This window comes from Mycobacterium sp. Root265 (assembly GCF_001428895.1).
GTDB lineage: Bacteria > Actinomycetota > Actinomycetes > Mycobacteriales > Mycobacteriaceae > Mycobacterium.
This window is the reverse complement of sequence record NZ_LMJA01000031.1, coordinates 60,957-81,020: the sequence shown is the minus strand read 5'-3', so window position 1 is coordinate 81,020 and position 20,064 is coordinate 60,957. Positions and strand designations below refer to the sequence as shown.

27 protein-coding genes are annotated in these 20,064 nt (G+C 68.4%); 23 read left to right on the top strand and 4 right to left on the bottom strand.

All coding sequences use genetic code 11. From position 1 onward, the window contains the following. Positions 1-3 precede the first annotated feature (3 nt). The 9 genes from ASE48_RS26240 to ASE48_RS26205 all read left to right on the top strand — a co-directional run bounded on the left by ASE48_RS26240 (position 4) and on the right by ASE48_RS26205 (position 7,266). Positions 4-984: a Ppx/GppA phosphatase family protein gene (locus ASE48_RS26240; protein WP_057170120.1), complete on the top strand. Its 981-nt coding sequence runs from the start codon at positions 4-6 to the stop codon at positions 982-984. Beyond that, entirely contained in the window at positions 981-1,976 is a 996-nt protein-coding gene (locus tag ASE48_RS26235) for a hypothetical protein (RefSeq protein ID WP_057170119.1), read from the top strand. Before ASE48_RS26240 ends, ASE48_RS26235 begins: the two co-directional genes overlap by 4 nt. Beyond that, positions 1,977-2,822, top strand: a complete 846-nt coding sequence (locus ASE48_RS26230) for a sugar phosphate isomerase/epimerase family protein (protein WP_057170118.1) — start codon at positions 1,977-1,979, stop codon at positions 2,820-2,822. Further along, positions 2,819-3,625 (top strand): thioesterase family protein, encoded by an 807-nt coding sequence (locus tag ASE48_RS26225; RefSeq protein ID WP_057170117.1) that lies wholly within the window; start codon positions 2,819-2,821, stop codon positions 3,623-3,625. The genes ASE48_RS26230 and ASE48_RS26225 overlap by 4 nt, the downstream gene beginning before the upstream one ends. Before the next feature lie 58 nt (positions 3,626-3,683). After that, the gene (proC, locus tag ASE48_RS26220; RefSeq protein WP_057170116.1) at positions 3,684-4,535 is read left to right on the top strand and encodes a pyrroline-5-carboxylate reductase; all 852 of its coding nucleotides are present in this window, start codon (positions 3,684-3,686) and stop codon (positions 4,533-4,535) included. Positions 4,536-4,672: 137 nt separating this feature from the next. Further along, entirely contained in the window at positions 4,673-4,903 is a 231-nt protein-coding gene (locus tag ASE48_RS26215) for a cell division/environmental response transcriptional regulator (protein WP_057170115.1), read from the top strand. 76 nt (positions 4,904-4,979) lie between these two features. Next, positions 4,980-5,081 carry a 30S ribosomal protein bS22 gene (locus ASE48_RS32345; RefSeq protein WP_003402602.1) on the top strand — a complete coding sequence of 34 codons (102 nt, stop codon included), beginning with the start codon at positions 4,980-4,982 and terminating at the stop codon, positions 5,079-5,081. A gap of 29 nt (positions 5,082-5,110) precedes the next feature. Further along, a complete protein-coding gene (locus ASE48_RS26210; RefSeq protein WP_057170114.1) occupies positions 5,111-6,166 on the top strand; it encodes an SDR family oxidoreductase in 1,056 nt (351 codons plus the stop codon). 35 nt (positions 6,167-6,201) lie between these two features. Beyond that, positions 6,202-7,266, top strand: coding sequence for a lysophospholipid acyltransferase family protein (locus ASE48_RS26205; RefSeq protein WP_057170113.1), 1,065 nt, complete (start codon positions 6,202-6,204; stop codon positions 7,264-7,266). A gap of 61 nt (positions 7,267-7,327) precedes the next feature. Here the strand turns inward: ASE48_RS26205 and ASE48_RS26200 are convergent, their stop codons facing one another. The 3 genes from ASE48_RS26200 to ASE48_RS26190 form a co-directional block, all read right to left on the bottom strand. Beyond that, a complete protein-coding gene (locus ASE48_RS26200; RefSeq protein ID WP_057170112.1) occupies positions 7,328-8,176 on the bottom strand; it encodes a hypothetical protein in 849 nt (282 codons plus the stop codon). Positions 8,177-8,287: 111 nt separating this feature from the next. Continuing rightward, positions 8,288-8,818 carry an FAS1-like dehydratase domain-containing protein gene (locus ASE48_RS26195; RefSeq protein WP_057170111.1) on the bottom strand — a complete coding sequence of 177 codons (531 nt, stop codon included), beginning with the start codon at positions 8,816-8,818 and terminating at the stop codon, positions 8,288-8,290. 26 nt (positions 8,819-8,844) lie between these two features. Continuing rightward, positions 8,845-9,645 (bottom strand): HAD family hydrolase, encoded by an 801-nt coding sequence (locus ASE48_RS26190; protein WP_057170110.1) that lies wholly within the window; start codon positions 9,643-9,645, stop codon positions 8,845-8,847. Positions 9,646-9,695: 50 nt separating this feature from the next. Here ASE48_RS26190 and ASE48_RS26185 point away from each other — a divergent pair, with 50 nt between their 5' ends. From ASE48_RS26185 to ASE48_RS26120, 14 genes are all read left to right on the top strand, one after another. Further along, positions 9,696-9,935, top strand: coding sequence for a glutaredoxin family protein (locus ASE48_RS26185; RefSeq protein ID WP_442928779.1), 240 nt, complete (start codon positions 9,696-9,698; stop codon positions 9,933-9,935). Positions 9,936-10,049: 114 nt separating this feature from the next. Beyond that, on the top strand, positions 10,050-11,393 hold the full coding sequence (locus ASE48_RS26180; protein ID WP_057170109.1) for a glutamyl-tRNA reductase: 1,344 nt from the start codon (positions 10,050-10,052) through the stop codon (positions 11,391-11,393). Continuing rightward, positions 11,390-12,325 (top strand): hydroxymethylbilane synthase, encoded by a 936-nt coding sequence (gene hemC / locus ASE48_RS26175; RefSeq protein ID WP_057170108.1) that lies wholly within the window; start codon positions 11,390-11,392, stop codon positions 12,323-12,325. Before ASE48_RS26180 ends, hemC begins: the two co-directional genes overlap by 4 nt. Beyond that, entirely contained in the window at positions 12,322-13,989 is a 1,668-nt protein-coding gene (locus tag ASE48_RS26170; protein ID WP_057170107.1) for a uroporphyrinogen-III synthase, read from the top strand. Before hemC ends, ASE48_RS26170 begins: the two co-directional genes overlap by 4 nt. After that, a complete protein-coding gene (gene hemB, locus ASE48_RS26165) occupies positions 13,989-14,969 on the top strand; it encodes a porphobilinogen synthase (RefSeq protein WP_082614438.1) in 981 nt (326 codons plus the stop codon). The genes ASE48_RS26170 and hemB overlap by 1 nt, the downstream gene beginning before the upstream one ends. After that, the gene (locus ASE48_RS26160) at positions 14,957-15,391 is read left to right on the top strand and encodes a hypothetical protein (protein WP_057170105.1); all 435 of its coding nucleotides are present in this window, start codon (positions 14,957-14,959) and stop codon (positions 15,389-15,391) included. Before hemB ends, ASE48_RS26160 begins: the two co-directional genes overlap by 13 nt. A gap of 12 nt (positions 15,392-15,403) precedes the next feature. Beyond that, on the top strand, positions 15,404-15,847 hold the full coding sequence (locus ASE48_RS26155; protein WP_057170104.1) for a hypothetical protein: 444 nt from the start codon (positions 15,404-15,406) through the stop codon (positions 15,845-15,847). Continuing rightward, positions 15,844-16,335 carry a hypothetical protein gene (locus ASE48_RS26150; RefSeq protein WP_057170103.1) on the top strand — a complete coding sequence of 164 codons (492 nt, stop codon included), beginning with the start codon at positions 15,844-15,846 and terminating at the stop codon, positions 16,333-16,335. Before ASE48_RS26155 ends, ASE48_RS26150 begins: the two co-directional genes overlap by 4 nt. Next, positions 16,332-16,619, top strand: coding sequence for a hypothetical protein (locus tag ASE48_RS26145; RefSeq protein WP_442928767.1), 288 nt, complete (start codon positions 16,332-16,334; stop codon positions 16,617-16,619). The genes ASE48_RS26150 and ASE48_RS26145 overlap by 4 nt, the downstream gene beginning before the upstream one ends. Before the next feature lie 71 nt (positions 16,620-16,690). After that, entirely contained in the window at positions 16,691-17,422 is a 732-nt protein-coding gene (locus ASE48_RS26140; RefSeq protein ID WP_057170101.1) for a cutinase family protein, read from the top strand. Between the two features lie 74 nt (positions 17,423-17,496). Then, entirely contained in the window at positions 17,497-18,372 is an 876-nt protein-coding gene (locus ASE48_RS26135; protein ID WP_057170100.1) for an oxygenase MpaB family protein, read from the top strand. Beyond that, positions 18,359-18,949, top strand: coding sequence for a TetR/AcrR family transcriptional regulator (locus tag ASE48_RS26130; RefSeq protein ID WP_057170099.1), 591 nt, complete (start codon positions 18,359-18,361; stop codon positions 18,947-18,949). The genes ASE48_RS26135 and ASE48_RS26130 overlap by 14 nt, the downstream gene beginning before the upstream one ends. A gap of 37 nt (positions 18,950-18,986) precedes the next feature. Then, positions 18,987-19,202: a hypothetical protein gene (locus ASE48_RS26125; RefSeq protein ID WP_057170098.1), complete on the top strand. Its 216-nt coding sequence runs from the start codon at positions 18,987-18,989 to the stop codon at positions 19,200-19,202. Between the two features lie 9 nt (positions 19,203-19,211). Then, complete coding sequence (locus ASE48_RS26120; RefSeq protein ID WP_057170097.1) at positions 19,212-19,691, top strand: hypothetical protein; 480 nt, start codon at positions 19,212-19,214, stop codon at positions 19,689-19,691. On the opposite strand, the gene ASE48_RS26115 is transcribed toward ASE48_RS26120, so the two are convergent. Next, complete coding sequence (locus tag ASE48_RS26115; protein ID WP_057170096.1) at positions 19,675-20,058, bottom strand: nitroreductase family deazaflavin-dependent oxidoreductase; 384 nt, start codon at positions 20,056-20,058, stop codon at positions 19,675-19,677. The genes ASE48_RS26120 and ASE48_RS26115 overlap by 17 nt on opposite strands. Between the last annotated feature and the right edge of the window lie 6 nt (positions 20,059-20,064).

Sequence of the window (20,064 nt, the reverse complement as noted above, 5' to 3'; positions counted from 1 at the left end):
CGCGTGCGATTGGGCGTGCTGGATGTGGGCAGCAATACGGTGCATTTGTTGGTTGTCGATGCGCGCCGGGGCGGCCACCCGACCCCGATGAGTTCCACCAAGGCCGCGCTGCGCCTCGCCGAGGCCATCGACTCGAGCGGAAAGCTGACCCGCAAGGGCTCCGACGCCCTGGTCGAGACGGTCGACGAATTCGCGAAGATCGCCAGCAGTTCGGGGTGCGCGGAGATGATGGCCTTCGCGACCTCCGCGGTGCGCGATGCCAAGAACTCCGAGGCGGTACTGGCCCGGGTGAAATCCGAAACCGGCGTCGCGCTGCGGGTGCTCAGCGGGGTCGACGAATCCCGGCTCACCTTCCTGGCGGTGCGCCGCTGGTACGGCTGGAGTGCGGGACGCATCATCAACATCGATATCGGTGGCGGTTCGCTGGAGCTTTCCAGCGGCGTCGACGAGGAGCCGGAGGTCGCGATGTCGCTGCCGCTCGGTGCCGGCCGGATGACCAGGGAGTGGTTGTCCGAGGATCCGCCGGGTCGCCGCCGGGTGGCGATGCTGCGGGACTGGCTGTCCACCGAGTTGTCCGAGGCCGGTGCGGTGATGCAGGCCGCGGGCACACCGGATCTGGCGGTCGCCACGTCCAAGACGTTCCGTTCGCTGGCCCGGCTCACCGGCGCGGCGCCCTCGGGTGCCGGGCCGCGGGTGAAGCGGACGCTGACCGCGGCCGGTCTGCGGCAGCTGATCGCGTTCATCTCTAGGATGACTACGGCCGACAGAGCAGAGCTGGAAGGGGTGAGTGCCGAACGGGCGCCACAGATCGTGGCGGGCGCATTGGTAGCTGAGGCGAGCATGCGAGCGTTGGGTGTCGAAACGGTACAGATCTGTCCCTGGGCATTGCGGGAGGGACTGATTCTGCGGAAACTCGACAGTGAAGCGGACGGGACCGCCCTGGTCGAGACCACCCCAGCCACTCCCAAGGGCAACACACGATGACAGAACCGAGCGAAAACACAGCCACCCGTCCGATATCGGTGGCGGAGCTGCTCGCCAAGAACGGATCGATCGGATCCCCGGCGCCGGGCGGCCGACGCCGGCGACGGCGGGGCAATGCCGACGCCGTCACCGTCGCCGAGCTGACCGGTGAGATCCCGATCATCGCGCTCGAGGACGCCCCGACCGCCGAGGACACCCCGGTCGTCGAGGAGCCGCCGACGGCCGAGGACACCCCCGTCGTCGAAGACCTCCCCGCCGAGCCCGAACCGGAACCGGAACCCGAGCCCGAGGCAGAGCCCGCGGCCGACGCGGAAGCCGAGCCCGACGTCGAAATCGAGCCCGACGCCGCCGAGACCGACTACGCCGAGCATCTGCAGCAGCGCGACGTGGACCCGGCCCCGTTGGCATTCACCCCGCGCCGCCACGCGCACACCCTCAAGAAGCACGCCCCGCATGTCTCGGCCGGTGGTGCCGAGGAGATGACCTTCGACTCGCTGCACGACGACGACGCGCAGGACGACGACGATGACAGCGGCAGTGTCAAGACGCGTCCGTCGTATCTGAGATCGCCTTCCGACGCGCTGTTCGGCGGGGATTCCGTCGCCGACGATGTGGCCCGGCGGGGCCGGACACCCGGTCCCGAGGACATCGATCTCGAGGACACCCAGAAGGTGGCCCTCGACGCCGACGAGCCGCTGGCCGCCCTGGACCTGACCGAACCCGAGGCTCCGTCGCCGTTCATGCGCGGCGTGTGGATCGTGGTGCAGAGCGTGCTCGCGGTCGCGCTGGGCGCCGGCTTGTTCATCGCCTTCGACCAGCTGTGGAAGTGGAACAACATTGTGGCGCTGGCACTCTCGGTGCTGGTGATCCTGGGTCTCGTGGTCGGTGTGCGGGTGGTGCGTAAGACCGAGGACATCGCGAGCACCCTGATCGCAGTGGCGGTGGGCGCCATGGTGACGCTCGGGCCACTGGCGCTGCTGCAGTCCACCTAAGTGCGCCCCGCGATCAAGGTCGGCCTGTCGACGGCCTCGGTGTACCCACTGCGGACCGAGGCGGCCTTCGACTACGCCGCCCGCCTCGGCTACGACGGTGTCGAGCTGATGGTCTGGGCCGAACCGGTCAGCCAGGACATCGATGCGGTGTGCCGGCTGTCGGAGACGTACGGCATCCCGGTGCTCTCGGTGCACGCACCGTGCCTGCTGATCTCGCAGCGGGTCTGGGGTGCCAACCCGATCGCCAAACTGGAACGCAGCGTGCGGGCCGCCGAGCAGCTGGGCGCCCAGACCGTGGTGGTGCACCCGCCGTTCCGCTGGCAGCGCCGCTACGCCGAGGGCTTCAGCGAGCAGGTCGCCGAACTGGAGGCCGGCAGCGACGTGCTGGTCGCGGTGGAGAACATGTTCCCGTTCCGGGCGGACCGGTTCTGGGGCACCGGCCAGCCCTCGATCGAGCGAATGCGTAAACGCGGCGGCAGGCCCGGGCCGGGGATCTCGGCATTCGCCCCGTCCTACGACCCGCTCGACGGCGGGCACGCGCACTACACCCTGGACCTGTCGCACAGCGCCACCGCCGGCACCGATGCGCTGGAGATGGCGCAACGGATGGGGGAGGGCCTGGCGCATCTGCACCTGTGCGACGGCAGCGGCGCGTCCACCGACGAGCACCTGGTGCCCGGCCGGGGCACCCAGCCCGCCGCCGAAGTCTGCCGGCAGTTGGCGACCAGCGATTTCACCGGCCACGTCATCCTGGAGGTCACCACCTCCGGAGCCCGCAACGCCGCCGAACGGGAGGCCCTGTTGACCGAGTCCCTGCAGTTCGCGCGGGAGCACCTGCTGCGATGAGCGTGCTGTTCAGCGATGCCATGCGGCTGGAGTCGGCCGGTGGCGGTGTGTACGAGGGTGTTCTGAACGAGCACTGGACCATCGGGCCCAAGGTGCACGGCGGGGCAATGCTGGCGCTGTGCGCGAATGCGGCCCGCACCGAACTGGGCACCCCGGACTTCGAACCCATCGCGGTGTCCGGGAACTTCCTGTGGGCACCGGATCCCGGGGCGCTGCGGGTCGTCACCACGGTGCGCAAGGTCGGCCGGCGGATCAGCCTGGTCGATGTGGAACTCATGCAGGGCGATCGGGTCGCGGTCCGGGCCGCGATCACCCTCGGTGTCCCCGAGCACGATGCGCCGCCGCTGTTGTCGACCAACCCCGTCGTGCCGTTGATGACGCCCGAGCCGCCGCCCGGTCTGGAGCCCATCGGTCCCGGACACCGGATGGCCGACATCGTGCACCTGGCCCACGGCTGCGACATCCGGCCGTCGCTGACGACCATGCAACCGCGCTCGGATGGCGGACCGCCGGTCATCGAGTACTGGGTGCGCCCCCGCGGCGAAGCCCCTGATGTGCTTTTCGCCCTGCTGTGTGGCGATGTGTCGGCCCCGGTGACCTTCGGGGTCAACCGGTTCGGCTGGGCACCCACCGTGCAGCTGACGGCCCTCCTGCGGGCCCGCCCGGCCGACGGCTGGCTGCGGGTGCTGTGCACGACGACGCAGATCGGTCAGGAATGGTTCGACGAGGACCACGTCGTGGTGGACTCGGCGGGCCGCATCGTGGTGCAGACGCGTCAGCTCGCGCTGGTGCCGACGTCCTAGACGCGAACTTTCCCCGTCGCTTCGCTCGCACCGGCGCGGGCCGTGGGAAACTGCACCCGTGGCAAGAATTGCGATCATCGGCGGAGGAAGTATCGGCGAAGCGCTGCTCTCGGGGCTGTTGAGGGCGGGCCGTCAGGTCAAGGACCTGGCGATCGCCGAGAAGCATCCCGACCGCGCCAAACAGCTGGCGGAAACGTATTCGGTGCGGGTGACCTCGGTGGCCGATGCCGCCGACAGTGCCACCTACATCATCATCGCCGTCAAGCCGGCCGATGTGGAGTCGGTGACCGGTCAGATCGCCGAGACCGTCGCCCGCGCGGAGGGCGAGAGTGAGGAGCAGGTCTTCGTCAGCGTCGCCGCGGGTGTGAACACGGCGTTCTTCGAGGCCAAACTGCCCGCGGGCACTCCGGTGATCCGGGTGATGCCGAACGCCCCGATGGTGGTCGGTGGCGGTGTCAGCGCGGTGGCCGCCGGCCGTTTCGCGACGCCCGAGCAGGTCAAGGAGGTCACGGCCATCTTCGACACCGTCGGTGATGTGCTGACGGTGCCCGAATCGCAGCTCGACGCGGTGACCGCGGTGTCGGGTTCTGGACCCGCCTACTTCTTCCTGATGGTCGAGGCGCTGGTCGACGCCGGCGTGGACGCCGGGCTCAGCCGGGAGGTGGCCACCGAACTGGTGGTGCACACCATGGCCGGATCCGCGGCCATGCTGCTGGATCGTCGGGACAGCGCGCAGGCCGGTGTCATGGACACCTCGGCGGCCGCGCTGCGGGCCATCGTGACGTCCCCGGGCGGCACCACAGCGGCTGGTCTGCGGGAACTTGAGCGGGGTGGCCTGCGCAGCGCCGTCTCCGATGCCATCGCGGCCGCAAAAAGGCGCTCTGAGCAGCTCGGAATTACATCCGAGTAGTTCACCAATTTCGGACGGATTAACCCACACCCGTCGCAATAACCCCAGTGGCCACGCTATTCTCCTCGTGTATGCACGCGTACGTGCCAGCGGTGGGGAAGCCGCTGGAACGGCCGTGCCTTATGGATTGGGTTGCGATGACGTCATTGAACGGGCCATCGGCGCGGGATTCCGCCGGCGACGGCCAGCCGAAGGCTCAATTTCTCACCGTCGCGGAAGTGGCAAGCCTGATGCGGGTGAGCAAGATGACCGTCTACCGGCTGGTGCACAACGGCGAGCTGCCGGCGGTGCGTGTCGGACGGTCATTCCGGGTGCATGCCAAGGCGGTCCACGATCTGCTCGAGACGTCGTACTTCGACGCCGGATAGCACGCGTTTTCCGCTTCACCGGGCCACCCAGGTAAGGTGACGCGGTCAGTTCACTCATTGGTAGGTAGCGGAGTTCATGGGTTCAGTTATCAAGAAGCGGCGCAAGCGCATGTCGAAGAAGAAGCACCGGAAGCTGCTTCGTCGCACTCGGGTTCAACGCAGAAAACTCGGTAAGTAGCTTTCAGCTTCAGCCGATAGGCTGGCCCGATGGACGAGCAGGCGACCGATCCCAAAGTGGTGCTGGTGACCGGTGCCTGCCGGTTCCTCGGTGGCTATCTCACCGCTCGGCTCGTGCAGAACCCGGCGATCGACCACGTCATCGCGGTCGATGCCATCGCGCCGAGTAAGGATCTCTTACGCAGGATGGGGCGCGCGGAATTCGTGCGCGCCGACATCCGCAATCCCTTCATCGCCAAGGTCATCCGAAACGGTGACGTCGACACCGTCGTGCATGCCGCGGCGGCGTCGTACGCGCCGCGGGCAGGCGGGCGCGCGACCCTCAAAGAGCTCAACGTGATGGGCGCGATCCAGCTGTTCGCGGCGTGTCAGAAGGCGCCGTCGGTGCGCCGGGTCATCCTCAAGTCCACCTCCGAGGTGTACGGGGCGAGTTCCCGAGACCCGGTGATGTTCACCGAGGACGGCGGCGCACGCCGGCCACCCGCGGACGGTTTCGCCCGCGACAGCATCGATATCGAGGGATACGTCCGCGGCTTGGCCCGCAGGCGTCCGGATATCGCCGTGACGATCCTGCGGCTGGCCAACATGATCGGGCCCGCGATGGACACCGCGCTGTCCCGGTATCTGGCCGGCCCGGTGGTGCCGTCGGTGCTGGGTCACGATGCGCGGCTGCAACTGCTGCACGAACAGGACGCCCTCGGCGCGCTGGAGCGTGCCACGGTCGCCGGTCGCGCGGGCACCTTCAACGTCGGGGCATCCGGCATCATCATGATGAGCCAGGCGATCCGCCGATCCGGGCGGGTGGCGCTGCCGGTGCCGCGTTCCGCGCTGGCCGCCGTCGATTCCCTGAGGCGCGCAACGAGTTACACCGAACTCGACCGTGAGCAGCTGAATTATCTGAGCTACGGGCGGGTGATGGACACCGCGCGCATGCGTAACGACCTAGGGTATAACCCTAAGTGGACGACGGCGGAGGCTTTTGACGATTACGTGCGGGGACGTGGTCTGACTCCGATCATCGACCCGAAATGGGTACGCTCAGTGGAGAGTCGTGCTGTGACGCTGGCGCAACGCGTCGGTGGCTAGACAGACTCGAAACAGGGCCGGGGAGAGGGTGACGCGTGGTGGGTGAACCCAGGGCGAAAGTGATTCCGCTGCACTCGAATTCGGGCCGCTCCTCGGCGCAGCGCCGGGCTTCGCAGCGGGCTGACAGTGCGCGCAGGCACCCGTCGCTGCTCGCCGACCCCGACGGCCGGGCCACCGCCGAGCAGATGTCCGCCGTCGTGCGCGAGATCGATCAGCACCGCAACGGCGGGGCCGAAACGGTTGCCGAGGACACCCCCAACGAACTGTCCCGGGCCATCTCCGGGATCGCCGAGTTCGTCACCAAGCGGATGACCGGCGACTACACCGTCGACGAGTTCGGCTTCGACGCGCACCTCAACGACGCCGTGGTGTTGCCCATGCTGCGCGGGCTGTACAACTCCTGGTTCCGGGTCGAGGTCAGCGGTATCGAGAACCTGCCGCTCGACGGGGCCGCCCTGGTGGTGGCCAACCACGCCGGCGTGCTGCCGTTCGACGGGCTGATGGCCGCGGTCGCCGTGCACGATCACCATCCGGGCAACCGCGTGCTGCGCATGCTCGCGGCCGATCTGGTGTTCGACCTGCCCGTGGTGGGACAGGCCGCCCGCAAGGCCGGGCACACCGTGGCCTGCGCCTCGGACGCGCACCGCCTGCTTGCCGCCGGTGAGCTCACCGCGGTGTTCCCCGAGGGCTTCAAGGGCCTCGGCAAACCGTTCAAGGACCGCTACAAACTGCAGCGGTTCGGCCGCGGCGGATTCGTCTCGGCTGCCCTGCGGGCGCAGGCGCCGATCGTGCCGTGCTCGATCGTGGGATCCGAGGAGATCTATCCGAAGATCGGCGATATCAAGCTGCTGGCGCGGGTGCTGGGCCTGCCGTACTTCCCGGTGACCCCGCTGTTCCCGCTGGCCGGTCCACTCGGACTGGTGCCGCTGCCCTCCAAATGGCACATCAAGTTCGGTGAGCCGATCCCCACCGAGGGCTACGACGACACGGCCGCCGACGATCCGATGGTGACGTTCGAACTGACCGACCAGGTGCGCGAGACCATCCAGCACACCCTGTATCAACTGCTGGCGAACCGCCGGAACACGTTCCTGGGCTGATTCCCCGCGAAACCGACGTTTTCGCGGTCCGGCGGGGCTGAATAGCGCAAAAGCGTCGGTTTCACGGTTGCCATCCGTGCGATATCAGTGCGCTGCACGTTTCGGCGAGCACGTCTGCCGGGCGATCCTCCTTGATGACGTGCACGATGTGCCACTGCAGACGGTGCAGCACCCGTGCGACTTTGACGTCGTTGGCGTTGGCGTAGGCGCTTCGGCTGGTGAGGTGCTGCTGACCGTCGTACTCGGCACCCACCTTGTACTTCTCCCAGCACATGTCGATTCGCCGCACGTAGTGACCGTCCTCGTCGTAGACCACGAACTGAGTCGTCGGCGCGGGCAGCCCGGCGTCGATGAAGAGCAGTCGCAACCAGGTTTCTCGGGGAGACTCGGCGCCGCCGTCGACCAGCGGTAAGGCGGTACGCACCCGGCGTAACCCGCGAGCTCCCCGATGCCGCTCGGCCAGGAGCAGGACCTCGTCGGGTGAGAACCTGCGGACCCTCCGCAGGGCGTCGAGACGGGCCACCGCCTGGTCGCGCGGCAGAGGACGGGCGAGGTCGAAAGCGGTGCGGGCCACGGTGGTGACGCGTATCCCGGCAACGGTGGTGATCTCGTCGGGATGCAGGCTTTCGTCGCGGACGATGAGCCCCGCTTGGCGGCGTCCGCCGGTGACGACCTCGATGGGGACATCGGGCGCAATCCAGTCGGCGCCGTGCAGCGCGGATGCGACCACACCGGCGACGACCGCACCGGGTGCGGCCAGCATCAGACCGGCCAATCGATCTCGCAGCGATAGCGGGTGCTGCACGGGTACGTGCACGCCGCGGTAGATCGGGCGATACCAGCGGCGGAGTTCGAACGGCGTCAGCTCACCGGCTGCGACTGCATCGGCGCCGATGAAAGGAATCCGCATAGAAGATCAGACGCAGCGTCGGTCCGATTGGATCCATGACTACATCGAAACCGACGTTTTTGCGCTCAGGATGTCCTCGATACCGCGAAAACGTCGGTCTCGGCGCAGAATTCAGGCGTTCTGCCCGGCCACCATCTTCGCGATCGCGGCGTCGCGGGCCGCGGCGATCTGGGCGGTGACCTCATCGGCCTCGCCCTCGTGTTCGGCTTCGCCGAGAATCGTCACCACCGTGGTCATCACCGGGTTGCCGTCGTCATCGGTGACCTCGCCGCGGACCTCGGTGAGGATGGCGCCGTGCGATTCGATGACCGAATCCAGGTACGAGTCGAACCACAGCTTGTCGCCGACCTTGATGGGGCGGTGGAAGATCAGCTTCTGGTCGCGGTGCAGCACGCGCTCCATGTTCACCGGCACATCGAACTGGTTGAAGATCTCCAGCTGGACGCGCCGGCCGGCCACCGCGATGAATGTCAGCGAGGCGAGGATGGCGTCGTGCCCGTGCTCGGCGGCGCCCTCTTCGGAGTGATGCGCGGGGTGCTGGTCCTGGACGGCGTTCGCGAACTCGCGGACCTTCTCCCGTCCGACCTCGAAATAGTCGGGGTACCGGAAGTGGGTTCCGACGATCTCTTCAGCGATTCCCATGGCGGGTCAGCCTATCAGCGCGAAGGTCAACGACCCGCGTCGCGGCGCGAGGCCACCGCGGCCAGCGCACCGCCCACCGCGCCCAGCGCGAGCGCGGACGGCACCCCGATCCGGGCCGCCTTGCGCGCGGTGCGGAAGTCGCGGATCTCCCAGCCGCGCTCGCGCGCGACATCGCGCAACGCGGCATCGGGGTTGATCGCCACCGCCGTGCCGACCAGCGACAGCATCGGCACGTCGTTGAAGCTGTCCGAGTAGGCGGTGCAGCGGCGCAGGTTGAGGCCCTCGCGGATGGCCAGCGACCGGACCGCGTGCGCCTTGCCCGCCCCGTGCAGGATGTCGCCGACCAGTCGGCCGGTGAAAACCCCGTCGACAGATTCGGCGATCGTGCCCAGCGCCCCGGTCAGGCCCAGCCGCCGCGCGATGGTGTCCGCGAGCTCGAAGGGGGTGGCGGTCACCAGCCACACCTGCTGGCCGGCGTCCAGGTGCATCTGGGCCAGCGCCCGGGTGCCCGGCCAGATCTTGTCGGCGATGATCTCGTCGTAGATCTCCTCGCCGAGTTCGACCAGTTCGGCGGTGGAACGGCCCTCGATGAAGGCCAGCGCCTTCTGTTTCCCCTCGGCGACGTCGTCGCTGTTCTCCTTGCCGGTGAACTGGAATTTCGCCTGCGCATAGACGATCCCGAGGATGTCGCCGTAGGTGAAGTACTTGCGGGCGGCCAGCCCGCGGGCGAAGTGCACCAGCGACGAACCGTGCACCAAGGTGTTGTCGACGTCGAAGAACGCGGCCGCGGTCAGGTCCGGCGGCGGCGGCAGGGGCGTCTCGGACACCGTTCAACCCTAAGTCACGCAGGGTCGATACTGGATGTGTGGACCATCAGGTGGTGTTGCTCACACGGGCCGGCTGCAGCATGTGCGAACGAGCGGCCGCGACGCTGGCCGTTCTGGCCGAGGAACTGGGGTTCTCGCTGAGCTCCACCGACGTCGACGCGGCGGCTGCCGCAGGCGAGCCCGCTCTACGTGCCGAATTCGGCGATCGGTTGCCGGTCGTGCTGCTCGACGGCGCCGAACACAGCTACTGGGAGGTCGACGAACCCCGGTTGCGTGCGGATGTCAGTTAATTTGGTGGCGCGCTGGTGAACGGCTACTTTGGACCCTGACCGGGCGGGCGAAATGAGGGTACGACCGTCCAGGGGCGAGCGAAGCGACGGGAAGAAATCTAAGGTGATGATGCCGTGAGCGTGCTGCTATTCGGGGTTTCGCATCGCAGTGCGCCGGTGTCCGTACTGGAGCAGCTGAGCACCGACGAGTCCGATCAGGCCAAGATCATCGACGAGGTGCTGCAGTCCTCGCTGGTCACCGAGGCCATGGTGCTGTCGACCTGCAACCGGGTCGAGGTGTACGCCGTGGTCGAGGCATTCCACGGCGGCCTCTCGGTGATCGGACAGGTGCTTTCCGAGCATTCCGGCATGGGCCTCAACGACCTCACCAAATACGCCTACGTACGCTACGCCGAAGCCGCCGTCGAGCATCTCTTCGCCGTCACCAGCGGCCTCGATTCGGTCGTCATGGGCGAGCAGCAGGTCCTCGGCCAGGTCCGGCGTGCCTACGCCGCCGCCGAGTCCAACCACACCGTCGGGCGCACCCTGCACGAACTGGCCCAGCGCGCGCTGTCGGTCGGCAAGCGGGTGCACACCGAGACCGGGATCGACTCCGCGGGCGCCTCGGTGGTGTCGGTATCGCTGGAGATGGCCGAGAAGCGGCTCGGGAACCTGGCAGGCCGCAGTGCGGTGGTCGTCGGCGCCGGTGCCATGGGGGCGCTGGCCGCCAAGCACCTGGTCCGCGCCGGGGTGGAGCGCATCGACGTGGTCAACCGCTCGTTGCCGCGTGCCACCCGCCTCGCGGAGAACATCTCCGAACTCGGCGTGCCCGCCACGCCGTACACCCTCGACGACATCTCATCCGTGCTGGCCACCGCCGACGTGGTGGTCAGCAGCACCGGTGCGGTCCGCCCGGTGATGTCGCTGGCCGATGTGCACCACGGTCTGGCGGCACGCGACGGGGACCGCCCGTTGGTGATGTGCGACCTGGGCATGCCCCGCGACATCGACCTCGCGGTGGCCGGCCTGCCCGGCGTGCACGTCATCGACATGGATCGCATCCAGCGCGAGCCGACCGCCCGTGCGGCCGCCTCGGATGCCGAGGCCGCCCGCGCCATCGTGGCCGCCGAGGTTGCCAACTACCTGGCCGGCCAGCGGATGGCCGAGGTGACCCCCACCGTCACGGCCCTGCGTCAGCGGGCCGCCGATGTGGTGGAGGCCGAATTGCTGCGCCTGGACAACCGGCTGCCCGGCCTGGACTCCACCCACCGCGACGAGGTGGCGCGCACCGTGCGCCGCGTCGTCGACAAGCTGCTGCACGCCCCCACGGTGCGGGTCAAGCAGCTGGCAGGCGCCCCCGGCGGAGACAGTTACGCCGAGGCGCTGCGTGAGCTCTTCGAACTCGACCCGCAGGCCGTCGACGCCGTCTCCGGTGGCGAATTGCCTTTGATCGCAACAGATAACGACAAGCCCGAGTGATCCGTATCGGCACCCGGGGCAGCCTGCTCGCGACGACTCAGGCCGGCTTCATCCGTGACGCCCTGATCGCCAACGGCCACCCCGCCGAGTTGGTCATCGTGGCTACCGCCGGTGACCAATCGAGTGCGCCCATCGCCGAAATCGGCGTCGGTGTCTTCACCGCCGCCCTGCGCGAAGCCGTCGTCGACGGCGTCGTCGACATGGCCGTGCACTCCTACAAGGATTTGCCGACCGCCCCCGACCCCCGGTTCGACATCGCCGCCATCCCGCCCCGTGAGGACGCCAGGGACGCGCTGGTGGCCCGGGACAACATGGTGCTGGGAGAGTTGCCCGCCGGCTCCACGATCGGCACCTCAAGCCCGCGACGGGCCGCGCAGCTTAGAGCACTGGGTCTCGGTTTGGAAATCCGCCCCCTACGAGGCAACCTAGACACCAGGTTGAACAGGGTAAGTAGCGGTGATCTCGACGGTGTCGTCGTCGCCCGGGCGGGTCTCGCCCGCATCGGACGGCTCGACGCTGTGACCGAGTCGCTCGAACCGGTGCAGATGTTGCCGGCACCGGCTCAGGGGGCTCTCGCAGTGGAGTGTCGCGCCGGTGACAGTGAGCTTGTCGCGGTGCTGGCGGAGTTGGATCACGCCGACACTCGCGCCGCGGTCACCGCTGAACGTGCCCTGCTCGCCGAACTGGAGGCGGGTTGTTCCGCGCCGGTGGGTGCCATCGCTGAGGTGGTCGAGTCCATCGATGAGGACGGCCGCGTCTTCGAAGAGCTGTCGCTGCGTGCCTGCGTGGCGGCGCTGGACGGATCCGACGTGATCCGTGCGTCCGGTATCGGTACTCCGCAACGGGCACGGGAGCTAGGGCTCTCGGTGGCCGCGGAACTGTTCGAACTGGGTGCACGCGATGTGTTGGCAGATGCTGGGAGTGACAGATGACTGGGCACGCAGGTAGCCGGGGCCGAAAGATCCGGCCCGGCCGTATCACGTTCGTAGGCTCAGGCCCGGGCGATCCAGGCCTGTTGACGACTCGTGCGCGGACGGTACTCGCCAACGCCGCGACGGTCTTCACCGACCCCGACGTACCCGAAGCGGTGCTGGCGTTGGTCGGCTCCGAGTTGCCGCCCACCTCCGGGCCGGCGCCGGAAGCTCCCGCCTCGGATGCCGACGGTGGCGAGACCGCAGCCGTGCTGCCCGGTGGCCCCGATGTGCGTCCCGCGCTGGGGGACCCGGCCGAGGTCGCCAAGACCCTGGCCGCCGAGGCCCGCCACGGCGTGGACGTGGTCCGGCTGGTGGCCGGTGACCCGCTGTCGGTCGACGCGGTCATCACCGAGGTCAACACCCTGGCCCGCACCCACCTGAACTTCGAGATCGTGCCCGGCCTGCCGGACACCACCGCGGTGCCGACGTACGCCGGCCTGCCGCTGGGTTCCTCGCACACCGTGGCCGACGTCCGTGACCCCAACGTGGACTGGGCCGCGCTGGCCGCCGCACCCGGGCCGCTGATCCTGCACGCCACCGCCTCGCATCTGGCGGACGCTGCGCGCACCCTGGTCGAGTTCGGCCTGGCCGAGAACACCCCGGCCGTCGTCACCGCGCACGGCACCACCTGCCAGCAGCATTCGGTGGAGACCACGCTGATCGGCTTGGGGGACAAGGCGATTCTGACCGCGGCCGAGTCCACCGGCGGTGCCCCGGGCCCGCTGGGTGGGCCGCTGGTGGTGACGATCGGCAAGACCGTCGCCAACCGCGCGAAGCTGAACTGGTGGGAGAGCCGCGCACTGTACGGCTGGACCGTGCTGGTCCCGCGCACCAAGGATCAGGCCGGCGAGATGAGTGATCGCCTGGTCACCCACGGCGCGCTGCCGGTCGAGGTGCCCACCATCGCCGTCGAGCCGCCGCGCAGCCCGGCCCAGATGGAAAGGGCCGTAAAGGGTCTGGTCGACGGCCGGTTCCAGTGGGTGGTCTTCACCTCCACCAACGCGGTGCGTGCGGTGTGGGAGAAGTTCAACGAGTTCGGTCTGGATGCCCGGGCGTTCTCCGGTGTGAAGATCGCCTGTGTCGGTCAGGCCACCGCGGACCGGGTCCGTGCCTTCGGCATCAACCCGGAGCTGGTGCCCGCCGGCGAGCAGTCCTCGCTGGGCCTGCTCGACGAATTCCCGGACTACGACGAGATTTTCGATCCGGTGAACCGGGTGCTGTTGCCGCGCGCCGATATTGCCACCGAGACCCTGGCCGAGGGCCTGCGCGAACGTGGCTGGGAGATCGAGGATGTCACCGCCTACCGCACCGTGCGCGCCGCTCCGCCGCCGGCGCAGACCCGCGAGATGATCAAGACCGGCGGGTTCGACGCGGTCTGCTTCACCTCCAGCTCGACGGTGCGCAACCTGGTCGGTATCGCCGGTAAGCCGCACGCGCGCACCATCGTCGCCTGCATCGGCCCGAAGACGGCCGAAACCGCAGTCGAATTCGGCCTGCGCGTCGACGTGCAGCCGGAGACGGCCGCGGTCGGTCCGCTGGTCGAGGCGCTGGCCGAGCACGCCGCCCGCCTCCGGGCCGAGGGTGCGCTGCCTCCGCCGCGCAAGAAGAGCCGCCGGCGGTAATGGGGTACCCCCGCCACCGTCCACGCAGGCTTCGTTCCACGCCGGCGATGCGCCGGCTGGTGGCGCAGACCTCGCTGGAGCCACGGCATCTGGTGCTGCCGATGTTCGTCGCCGACGGACTGTCGGAACCACGCCCGATCACCTCCATGCCGGGAGTCGTTCAGCACACCCGGGATTCGTTGCGCCGGGCCGCCGCCGACGCGGTGGCCGCCGGTGTGGGCGGACTCATGTTGTTCGGTGTGCCGCGCGACGAGGACAAGGACGCCGTCGGGAGCGCGGGCCTGGACCCGGACGGCATCCTGAACGGGGCCCTGGCCGATCTCGCCGAGGATCTCGGTGATGCCACCGTGCTGATGGCCGACACCTGCCTCGACGAGTTCACCGACCACGGGCACTGCGGCGTCCTGGACGCGCACGGCCGGGTCGACAACGACGCCACCAACGATCAGTACGTGAAACTGGCTGTGGCCCAGGCTCATTCGGGTGCGCACGTGGTCGGCCCGAGCGGGATGATGGACGGCCAGGTGGCGGCCATCCGGGACGGTCTGGATGCGGCCGGGCACGAGGACGTCGCGATCCTGGCCTATGCCGCGAAGTTCGCCTCGGCGTTCTACGGCCCCTTCCGGGAAGCGGTCGGCTCCAGCCTGTCCGGTGACCGGCGGACCTATCAGCAGGATCCGGGCAATGCCCGCGAGGCCGTACACGAGATCGCGCTGGACATCGACGAAGGCGCCGACATCGTGATGGTCAAACCGGCGATGAGTTACCTCGATGTGGTCGCCGCCGCCGCCGACATCTCGCCGGTGCCGGTGGCCGCTTATCAGATCTCGGGGGAGTACTCGATGATCAGCGCCGCCGCCGCCAACGGCTGGATCGATCTGCGGGCCTCCGCGCTGGAGTCGCTGGTCAGCATCCGCCGTGCCGGCGCCGATATCGTGCTGACCTACTGGGCGGCCGAGGCCGCCGGATGGCTGGCGTGACCGAAGAACCGCCCGCCACACCGCCGGCCAGCCGCCCAGAGGACATCGACACCGGGTTCTGGCTCTGGATGGCAGCGCTCCCGCTGATGGTGATCGGTTACCTCATCGACCTGGCCACCGCACGCATGCCGGACGCCGGGGGCTACGTCTACGCGGTGTCGGGTCTGTTCGTCGTGGTGACCATCGCCGTCGTCGTGACCTTCGCGGTGCTGATGCGGTTGGGCTACCGCTGGCCGCGCACCCTGCTGACCGCCGCGGGGCTGACGGCGGTGGTCTATTCGGTCTCCAGCCTGTTCACCGGGGAGCGGTCCGAGTTCGCCGCGGTCGGGTTCGCGGCGTGCACCATCATCGGCTCGGTGCTGATCCTCGGTGGCGTGGTGCTGTTGCACCGCAAGGACGCTCACGAATACCTCACCCGATAGGCTGGCGCCGATATGACCAAACCCACACCCGCGTCGCGCCCGGCCCTCGTCAACATCGCATTCTGGCTGGTCCTGGCGGGATCGGTGCTGCTGCTGGCCGGTGGTTTGCTCGGGCTGAGCAGCGCGATCAGCACCCCGCGCAGCGCCTTCTCCACCGAGCTGTCCGACAGCGAGGTCCGCAGCATCGTGATCATGCGGGGCGGTATCAGCGCACTGCTGTTGCTCACCGGTCTGGTGCTGAGCTTCCTGGCCGGCCGCGCCCGCAACGGGGATCTGCGGTTCCGCCGGGCGATGGTGTGGCTGTCGGTGGTGCTGGTGGCGCTGGTGTTCGTGCTGGCGCTGCTGGCACCGTTCGCCGTCGCGCCGCTGGCCCTTTTCGGGGTGGTGCCGGTGGCCATCGGGGCGACGCTGTTCATGCGGCCGGCGGCCTCGGACTGGTTTCTGGAGGTGCAATGACCGAGAGCATCCCGCCGGCTCCCGAGACCACCGAGCAGGTGTTGTTCCGCGAGCCGGGTGGCACCTGGTGGTGGTTGCTGGCCGGTCCGGCGGCCGGCGCGGCGATGATGTTCATCCAGCTGTCGGGTGGCGTCGGCGTGCAGTTCGGGGTGCCCGTGGCCTTCACCATCCTGGTCAGTGGCTTCCTCTGGATCCAGATCAAGGCCGCCCGCATACACACCTCGGTGGAGCTGACGCCCACCACGCTGCGGCAGGGCACCGAGTTCGTCACCATCGCCGACATCGTGAAGATCTATCCGGAGCCCAAGCGTCACGAGGCCGAGAAATGGCAGTCCTACCGTGCCTTCGGTGAGCTCAGCGGCATCCCCCGCGGTCGTACCGGGATCGGTATGAAGCTGACCGACGGCCGTTCCGGACAGGCCTGGGCGCGCAGGCACCGCACCCTGCGCGCGGCCCTGGAATCGCTGGTCGGGGAGCCCGCATCGTGAGTCGCACCGCACTCGTTCAACTCGTCCTCGCTGCGGCCGCACTCGCCGGTGCGGTGGCGAGCTGGCTGGCCGCCGGTTCACCCGAGCAGGTGCCACCCATCATGGACGGGCAGCCCACGCTGTCGACGACGGTCTATTACGCGCCGCTGGTCGTGCTGGCGCTGGCCTTGCTCACCGCAGCCGGCGTGCTGGCGGTGCTGGGATTTGCTGGCGTGCGCCGGGCCCGCCGGGCCGTGGGGCAGAACACTGTTTCGAGGGGATTCGACCGGCCGGTTCGGGGGTAGTCTCGGGCCTGCTGGTCGCGGGGGCAGCGGCGTCACCGCGGAGTCGGGAATCGAGCTCTGGGCGGTAGACGATGACAAGAATCGAACGTTGGTTGGGGGCCGCGGCATCCGCGGCGTGTGTGGCGGCCGGATCGATGGCGGTGGCGGGGCAGGCCGCGGCCGAGCCCCAGGCCTGCCCGGACATCCAGGTGGTGTTCGCGCGGGGCACTTTCGAAGCGCCCGGGGTGGGCGGAACGGGCCAGGCATTCGTGGATGCGCTGCGCGCCAAGACCGCAGGCAAGTCGGTGGACGTGTATCCGGTGAACTACCCCGCGTCGCTGGACTTCGCGACGGCCGCCGACGGTGTGGTGGACGCCGGTAACAAGATCCGTGCCACGGTGGCGGCCTGCCCGGACACCAAGGTGGTGCTCGGCGGGTTCTCCCAGGGGGCGGCGGTGGCCGCCTACATCACCGCTGATGCGGTGCCGGAGGGCTTCGCCCTGCCGCCGGGCCTGACCGGTCCGCTGGAACCGTCGGTGGCCGATCACGTCGCCGCGGTCGCGTTGTTCGGCAAGCCGTCGAGCGGTTTCCTGCAGATGATCTACACCGGTGCTCCCCCCATCACCGTCGGCGCCGGATACACCGATAAGACGCTGGATCTGTGCATCCCGACCGATCCGGTGTGCGCCCCGGGCGGCGGCGACGGCAACGCCCACAACATGTACGCGGCGAACGGTCTGGTCGACCAGGCCGCCGAGTTCGCCGCGTCCCGGTCCGGCGTCACCGAAACCGGAGACGCCGTCGTCGACCAGGCCTCCGGGTAGCGGCAGTCCGCGGGGCGTATGACCCACACCACAGCCTGTTGGAACAAAGTTCAAAATCTGTAACACTGTTCCCCATGACGGAACTGGCGGAGAACGTACCCGAGGCACTCGACGACGCATTGCCGCTCGGGCCCGACTCCTTGGTGTGGAAGTACTTCGGTGAGAACCGGATGTACCTGATCGGGCCGCGCCCCGCGGTGCTGCAGAACATGCTCGCCGAACTCGGCCAGGGCGTGTTGGACCACTCGACGTTCTTCTCCGACACCGCCGAGCGCCTCAAGCGCACCATCCCGCCGATCTTCAAGACGGTGTACGGCTCCGAGGACAACAACGCAGGCACCCAGGTGCGCGACTTCCACCACAACATCAAGGGCGACATGCCGGGCCCGGACGGTACGCCGGCCGGGCGTTACCACGCACTGGATCCGGATACCTACTACTGGGCGCACGCCACGTTCGTCGAGCAGGTCATCTACTTCGCCGACACCTTCGTCAAGCGGCTCAGCGAGGCGGAGAAGGAGCAGATCTATCTGGAATCCAAGACCTGGTACCGGCGCTACGGGGTCAGCGACCGTCCGCAGCCGGCCACCTACGCCGAGTTCGTGCAGTACTGGGACCGGATGCTCGAAGAGGTCGCCGTCCCGCACAAGTCCGCCAGGTACGGCGTCGGCTATGTCACCAAGGGATTCCCGTGCCCCAAGGGCGTGAACCCGGTGGTCTGGAAGCTCATCGCGAAGGTCTTCGATCCCGTCGCCGCATTCATCACCGCCGGCGGGCTGCCACCGCGGGCGCGCGACCTGCTGGGCCTGCCCTGGACCGAGCGCCAGGAACGCAACTACCAACGGTTCGCCGCACTCTGCCGGTCCCGCCCGGTCAACTGGGCCTGGGACAAACTGCCGATGTCGGTGCGCTACAGCAAGTTCGCCCAAGCCGGCTATGCCAGGGGCTGACGCCGGCGAAACCATCCTCGACGCGGCACTCGTCGAGTTGGAGCGGCACGGCTTCCGCAAGGTCGCCCTCGACGATGTCGCGCGGCGGGCCGGGGTCAGCCGGACCACCATCTACCGGCGCTTCGCCAACCGGGACGAACTCGTCGGCGCGGTCATCGAACGTGAGAACGTGGCATTGTTCGCCGATATCGCCAAGGAGTTGAAAGCGGCCAAGCCGCAATCGAACTACTACGTCGAGGCGTTCACGCTGTCGATCATGCGGTTCCGTCGGCACCGGGTGCTCAACCAGATGATCGTCGACGATCCCGCTCTGGCCCAGGAGATGCTGCACCGGCACTACGGCGCCGCCGTCGAAAGGATGGCCGCCGCACTGCTCGTGATCTTCCCGGACGGATTCGCCGAGCGGATCGGCGCTCAAGCCGTCAACGACCTGGCCGACACCATCCTGCGGTATGCGGCCATGGTGCTGCTGTTGCCCAGCGTGCAGCCGTTGCAGACCGCCGACGACGTACGGGCCTTCGCGACCCGGCACTTCCTGCCCAGCCTGCCTGCGGCTTTACGCTCGGTCTCGGCCTGATTGTTTGGTGGGTCACATATTCGGGCAGCCGTGAGCCATGACTACTGAACCTGACCGTGGCACCAAGGCGACGCCGGAAGAAATCGGGGCCTATGAGGACAACCGTCCGACGTCCGTGCTGCCCGGCAGCGATGGCACGGTATCGGGCACCGCGGTGACCGACTGGCTGGACGACGACGGAAACCCGAAATACAACGAGAACTCCACCGAAGAAGACCAGGACTCCACAGAAGACCAGACCCCGAAGAATTAAGCTGACCGGGTGACGCCGCTGGAACAGACCGCCCCCGCCTTCGTGGACATGGCCCATTCCATCGTGTGGGCCTCGGTGGCCACCGTGGACGCCGACAGCAAGCCGCGCAGCAGAGTTCTGCACCCGATCTGGGAGTGGGACGGCACCGACCTGTTCGGCTGGGTGGCCACCGTACCGTCGCCGGTCAAGCAGCAGCACCTCGCCGTGCACCCGTTCATGTCGGTCAATTACTGGGCGCCCAACCACGACACCTGCAGCGCAGACTGCCTCGTCGAGTGGTACACCGATGACGACACCCGAAAGACGGTGTGGGACAAGTTCGTCAACGCCCCCGAACCGCTGGGCTACAACCCGACCATCATCCCGGGCTGGGACTCGCCCACCTCGTCCGCCTTCGCCGTCCTCCGGCTGGCGCCGTACCGGCTGCGCGTGCAACCCGGCACCGTGATGACCGCGGCGACCGGCGAGGTGCTCAGCTGGAGCGCGTGAGCAACAACGCGGATTCGATTGGGGCGATGCGCAATACGTGTCGCCACGGCCCCTTCACGACGCTCAGCGCCTCACTCAGCGGCACCACCCGGGGTTCCTCCACGAGCAGGCTGCGACCGTCGATCTGCACCCGCCCGGACCCGGAGGCCTGCAGGTTGCGTACCCAGTCGGTGTCAGTGCCGTAGGGCAACAGCACCGCGACCCCATCGGTCGTCGGGAACGCCGTCACCGGTGTGCGGTAGTCCTTCCCGGACTTGCGGCCGACGTGGTCGACGGCCGACCACAGCGGCACATACCCGGCCAGCGGCTCCACCACCGGGTTGACGTACTTACGGTTGAACTCGGCACGTTGGCGGGCGAAGAGCATGCGGTG

Excerpts from the sequence above, each read along its gene's own strand:
- ASE48_RS26235 (WP_057170119.1), top strand. The coding sequence starts at position 981 with ATGACAGAACCGAGCGAAAACACAGCCACCCGTCCGATATCGGTGGCG.
- ASE48_RS26225 (WP_057170117.1), top strand. The coding sequence starts at position 2,819 with ATGAGCGTGCTGTTCAGCGATGCCATGCGGCTGGAGTCGGCCGGTGGC.
- ASE48_RS26215 (WP_057170115.1), top strand. The coding sequence starts at position 4,673 with ATGACGTCATTGAACGGGCCATCGGCGCGGGATTCCGCCGGCGACGGC.
- ASE48_RS32345 (WP_003402602.1), top strand. The coding sequence starts at position 4,980 with ATGGGTTCAGTTATCAAGAAGCGGCGCAAGCGCATGTCGAAGAAGAAG.
- ASE48_RS26210 (WP_057170114.1), top strand. The coding sequence starts at position 5,111 with ATGGACGAGCAGGCGACCGATCCCAAAGTGGTGCTGGTGACCGGTGCC.
- ASE48_RS26200 (WP_057170112.1), bottom strand. The coding sequence starts at position 8,176 with ATGCGGATTCCTTTCATCGGCGCCGATGCAGTCGCAGCCGGTGAGCTG.
- ASE48_RS26195 (WP_057170111.1), bottom strand. The coding sequence starts at position 8,818 with ATGGGAATCGCTGAAGAGATCGTCGGAACCCACTTCCGGTACCCCGAC.
- ASE48_RS26170 (WP_057170107.1), top strand. The coding sequence starts at position 12,322 with ATGACTGGGCACGCAGGTAGCCGGGGCCGAAAGATCCGGCCCGGCCGT.
- hemB (WP_082614438.1), top strand. The coding sequence starts at position 13,989 with ATGGGGTACCCCCGCCACCGTCCACGCAGGCTTCGTTCCACGCCGGCG.
- ASE48_RS26160 (WP_057170105.1), top strand. The coding sequence starts at position 14,957 with ATGGCTGGCGTGACCGAAGAACCGCCCGCCACACCGCCGGCCAGCCGC.
- ASE48_RS26155 (WP_057170104.1), top strand. The coding sequence starts at position 15,404 with ATGACCAAACCCACACCCGCGTCGCGCCCGGCCCTCGTCAACATCGCA.
- ASE48_RS26150 (WP_057170103.1), top strand. The coding sequence starts at position 15,844 with ATGACCGAGAGCATCCCGCCGGCTCCCGAGACCACCGAGCAGGTGTTG.
- ASE48_RS26140 (WP_057170101.1), top strand. The coding sequence starts at position 16,691 with ATGACAAGAATCGAACGTTGGTTGGGGGCCGCGGCATCCGCGGCGTGT.
- ASE48_RS26135 (WP_057170100.1), top strand. The coding sequence starts at position 17,497 with ATGACGGAACTGGCGGAGAACGTACCCGAGGCACTCGACGACGCATTG.
- ASE48_RS26130 (WP_057170099.1), top strand. The coding sequence starts at position 18,359 with ATGCCAGGGGCTGACGCCGGCGAAACCATCCTCGACGCGGCACTCGTC.
- ASE48_RS26125 (WP_057170098.1), top strand. The coding sequence starts at position 18,987 with ATGACTACTGAACCTGACCGTGGCACCAAGGCGACGCCGGAAGAAATC.
- ASE48_RS26115 (WP_057170096.1), bottom strand. The coding sequence starts at position 20,058 with ATGCTCTTCGCCCGCCAACGTGCCGAGTTCAACCGTAAGTACGTCAAC.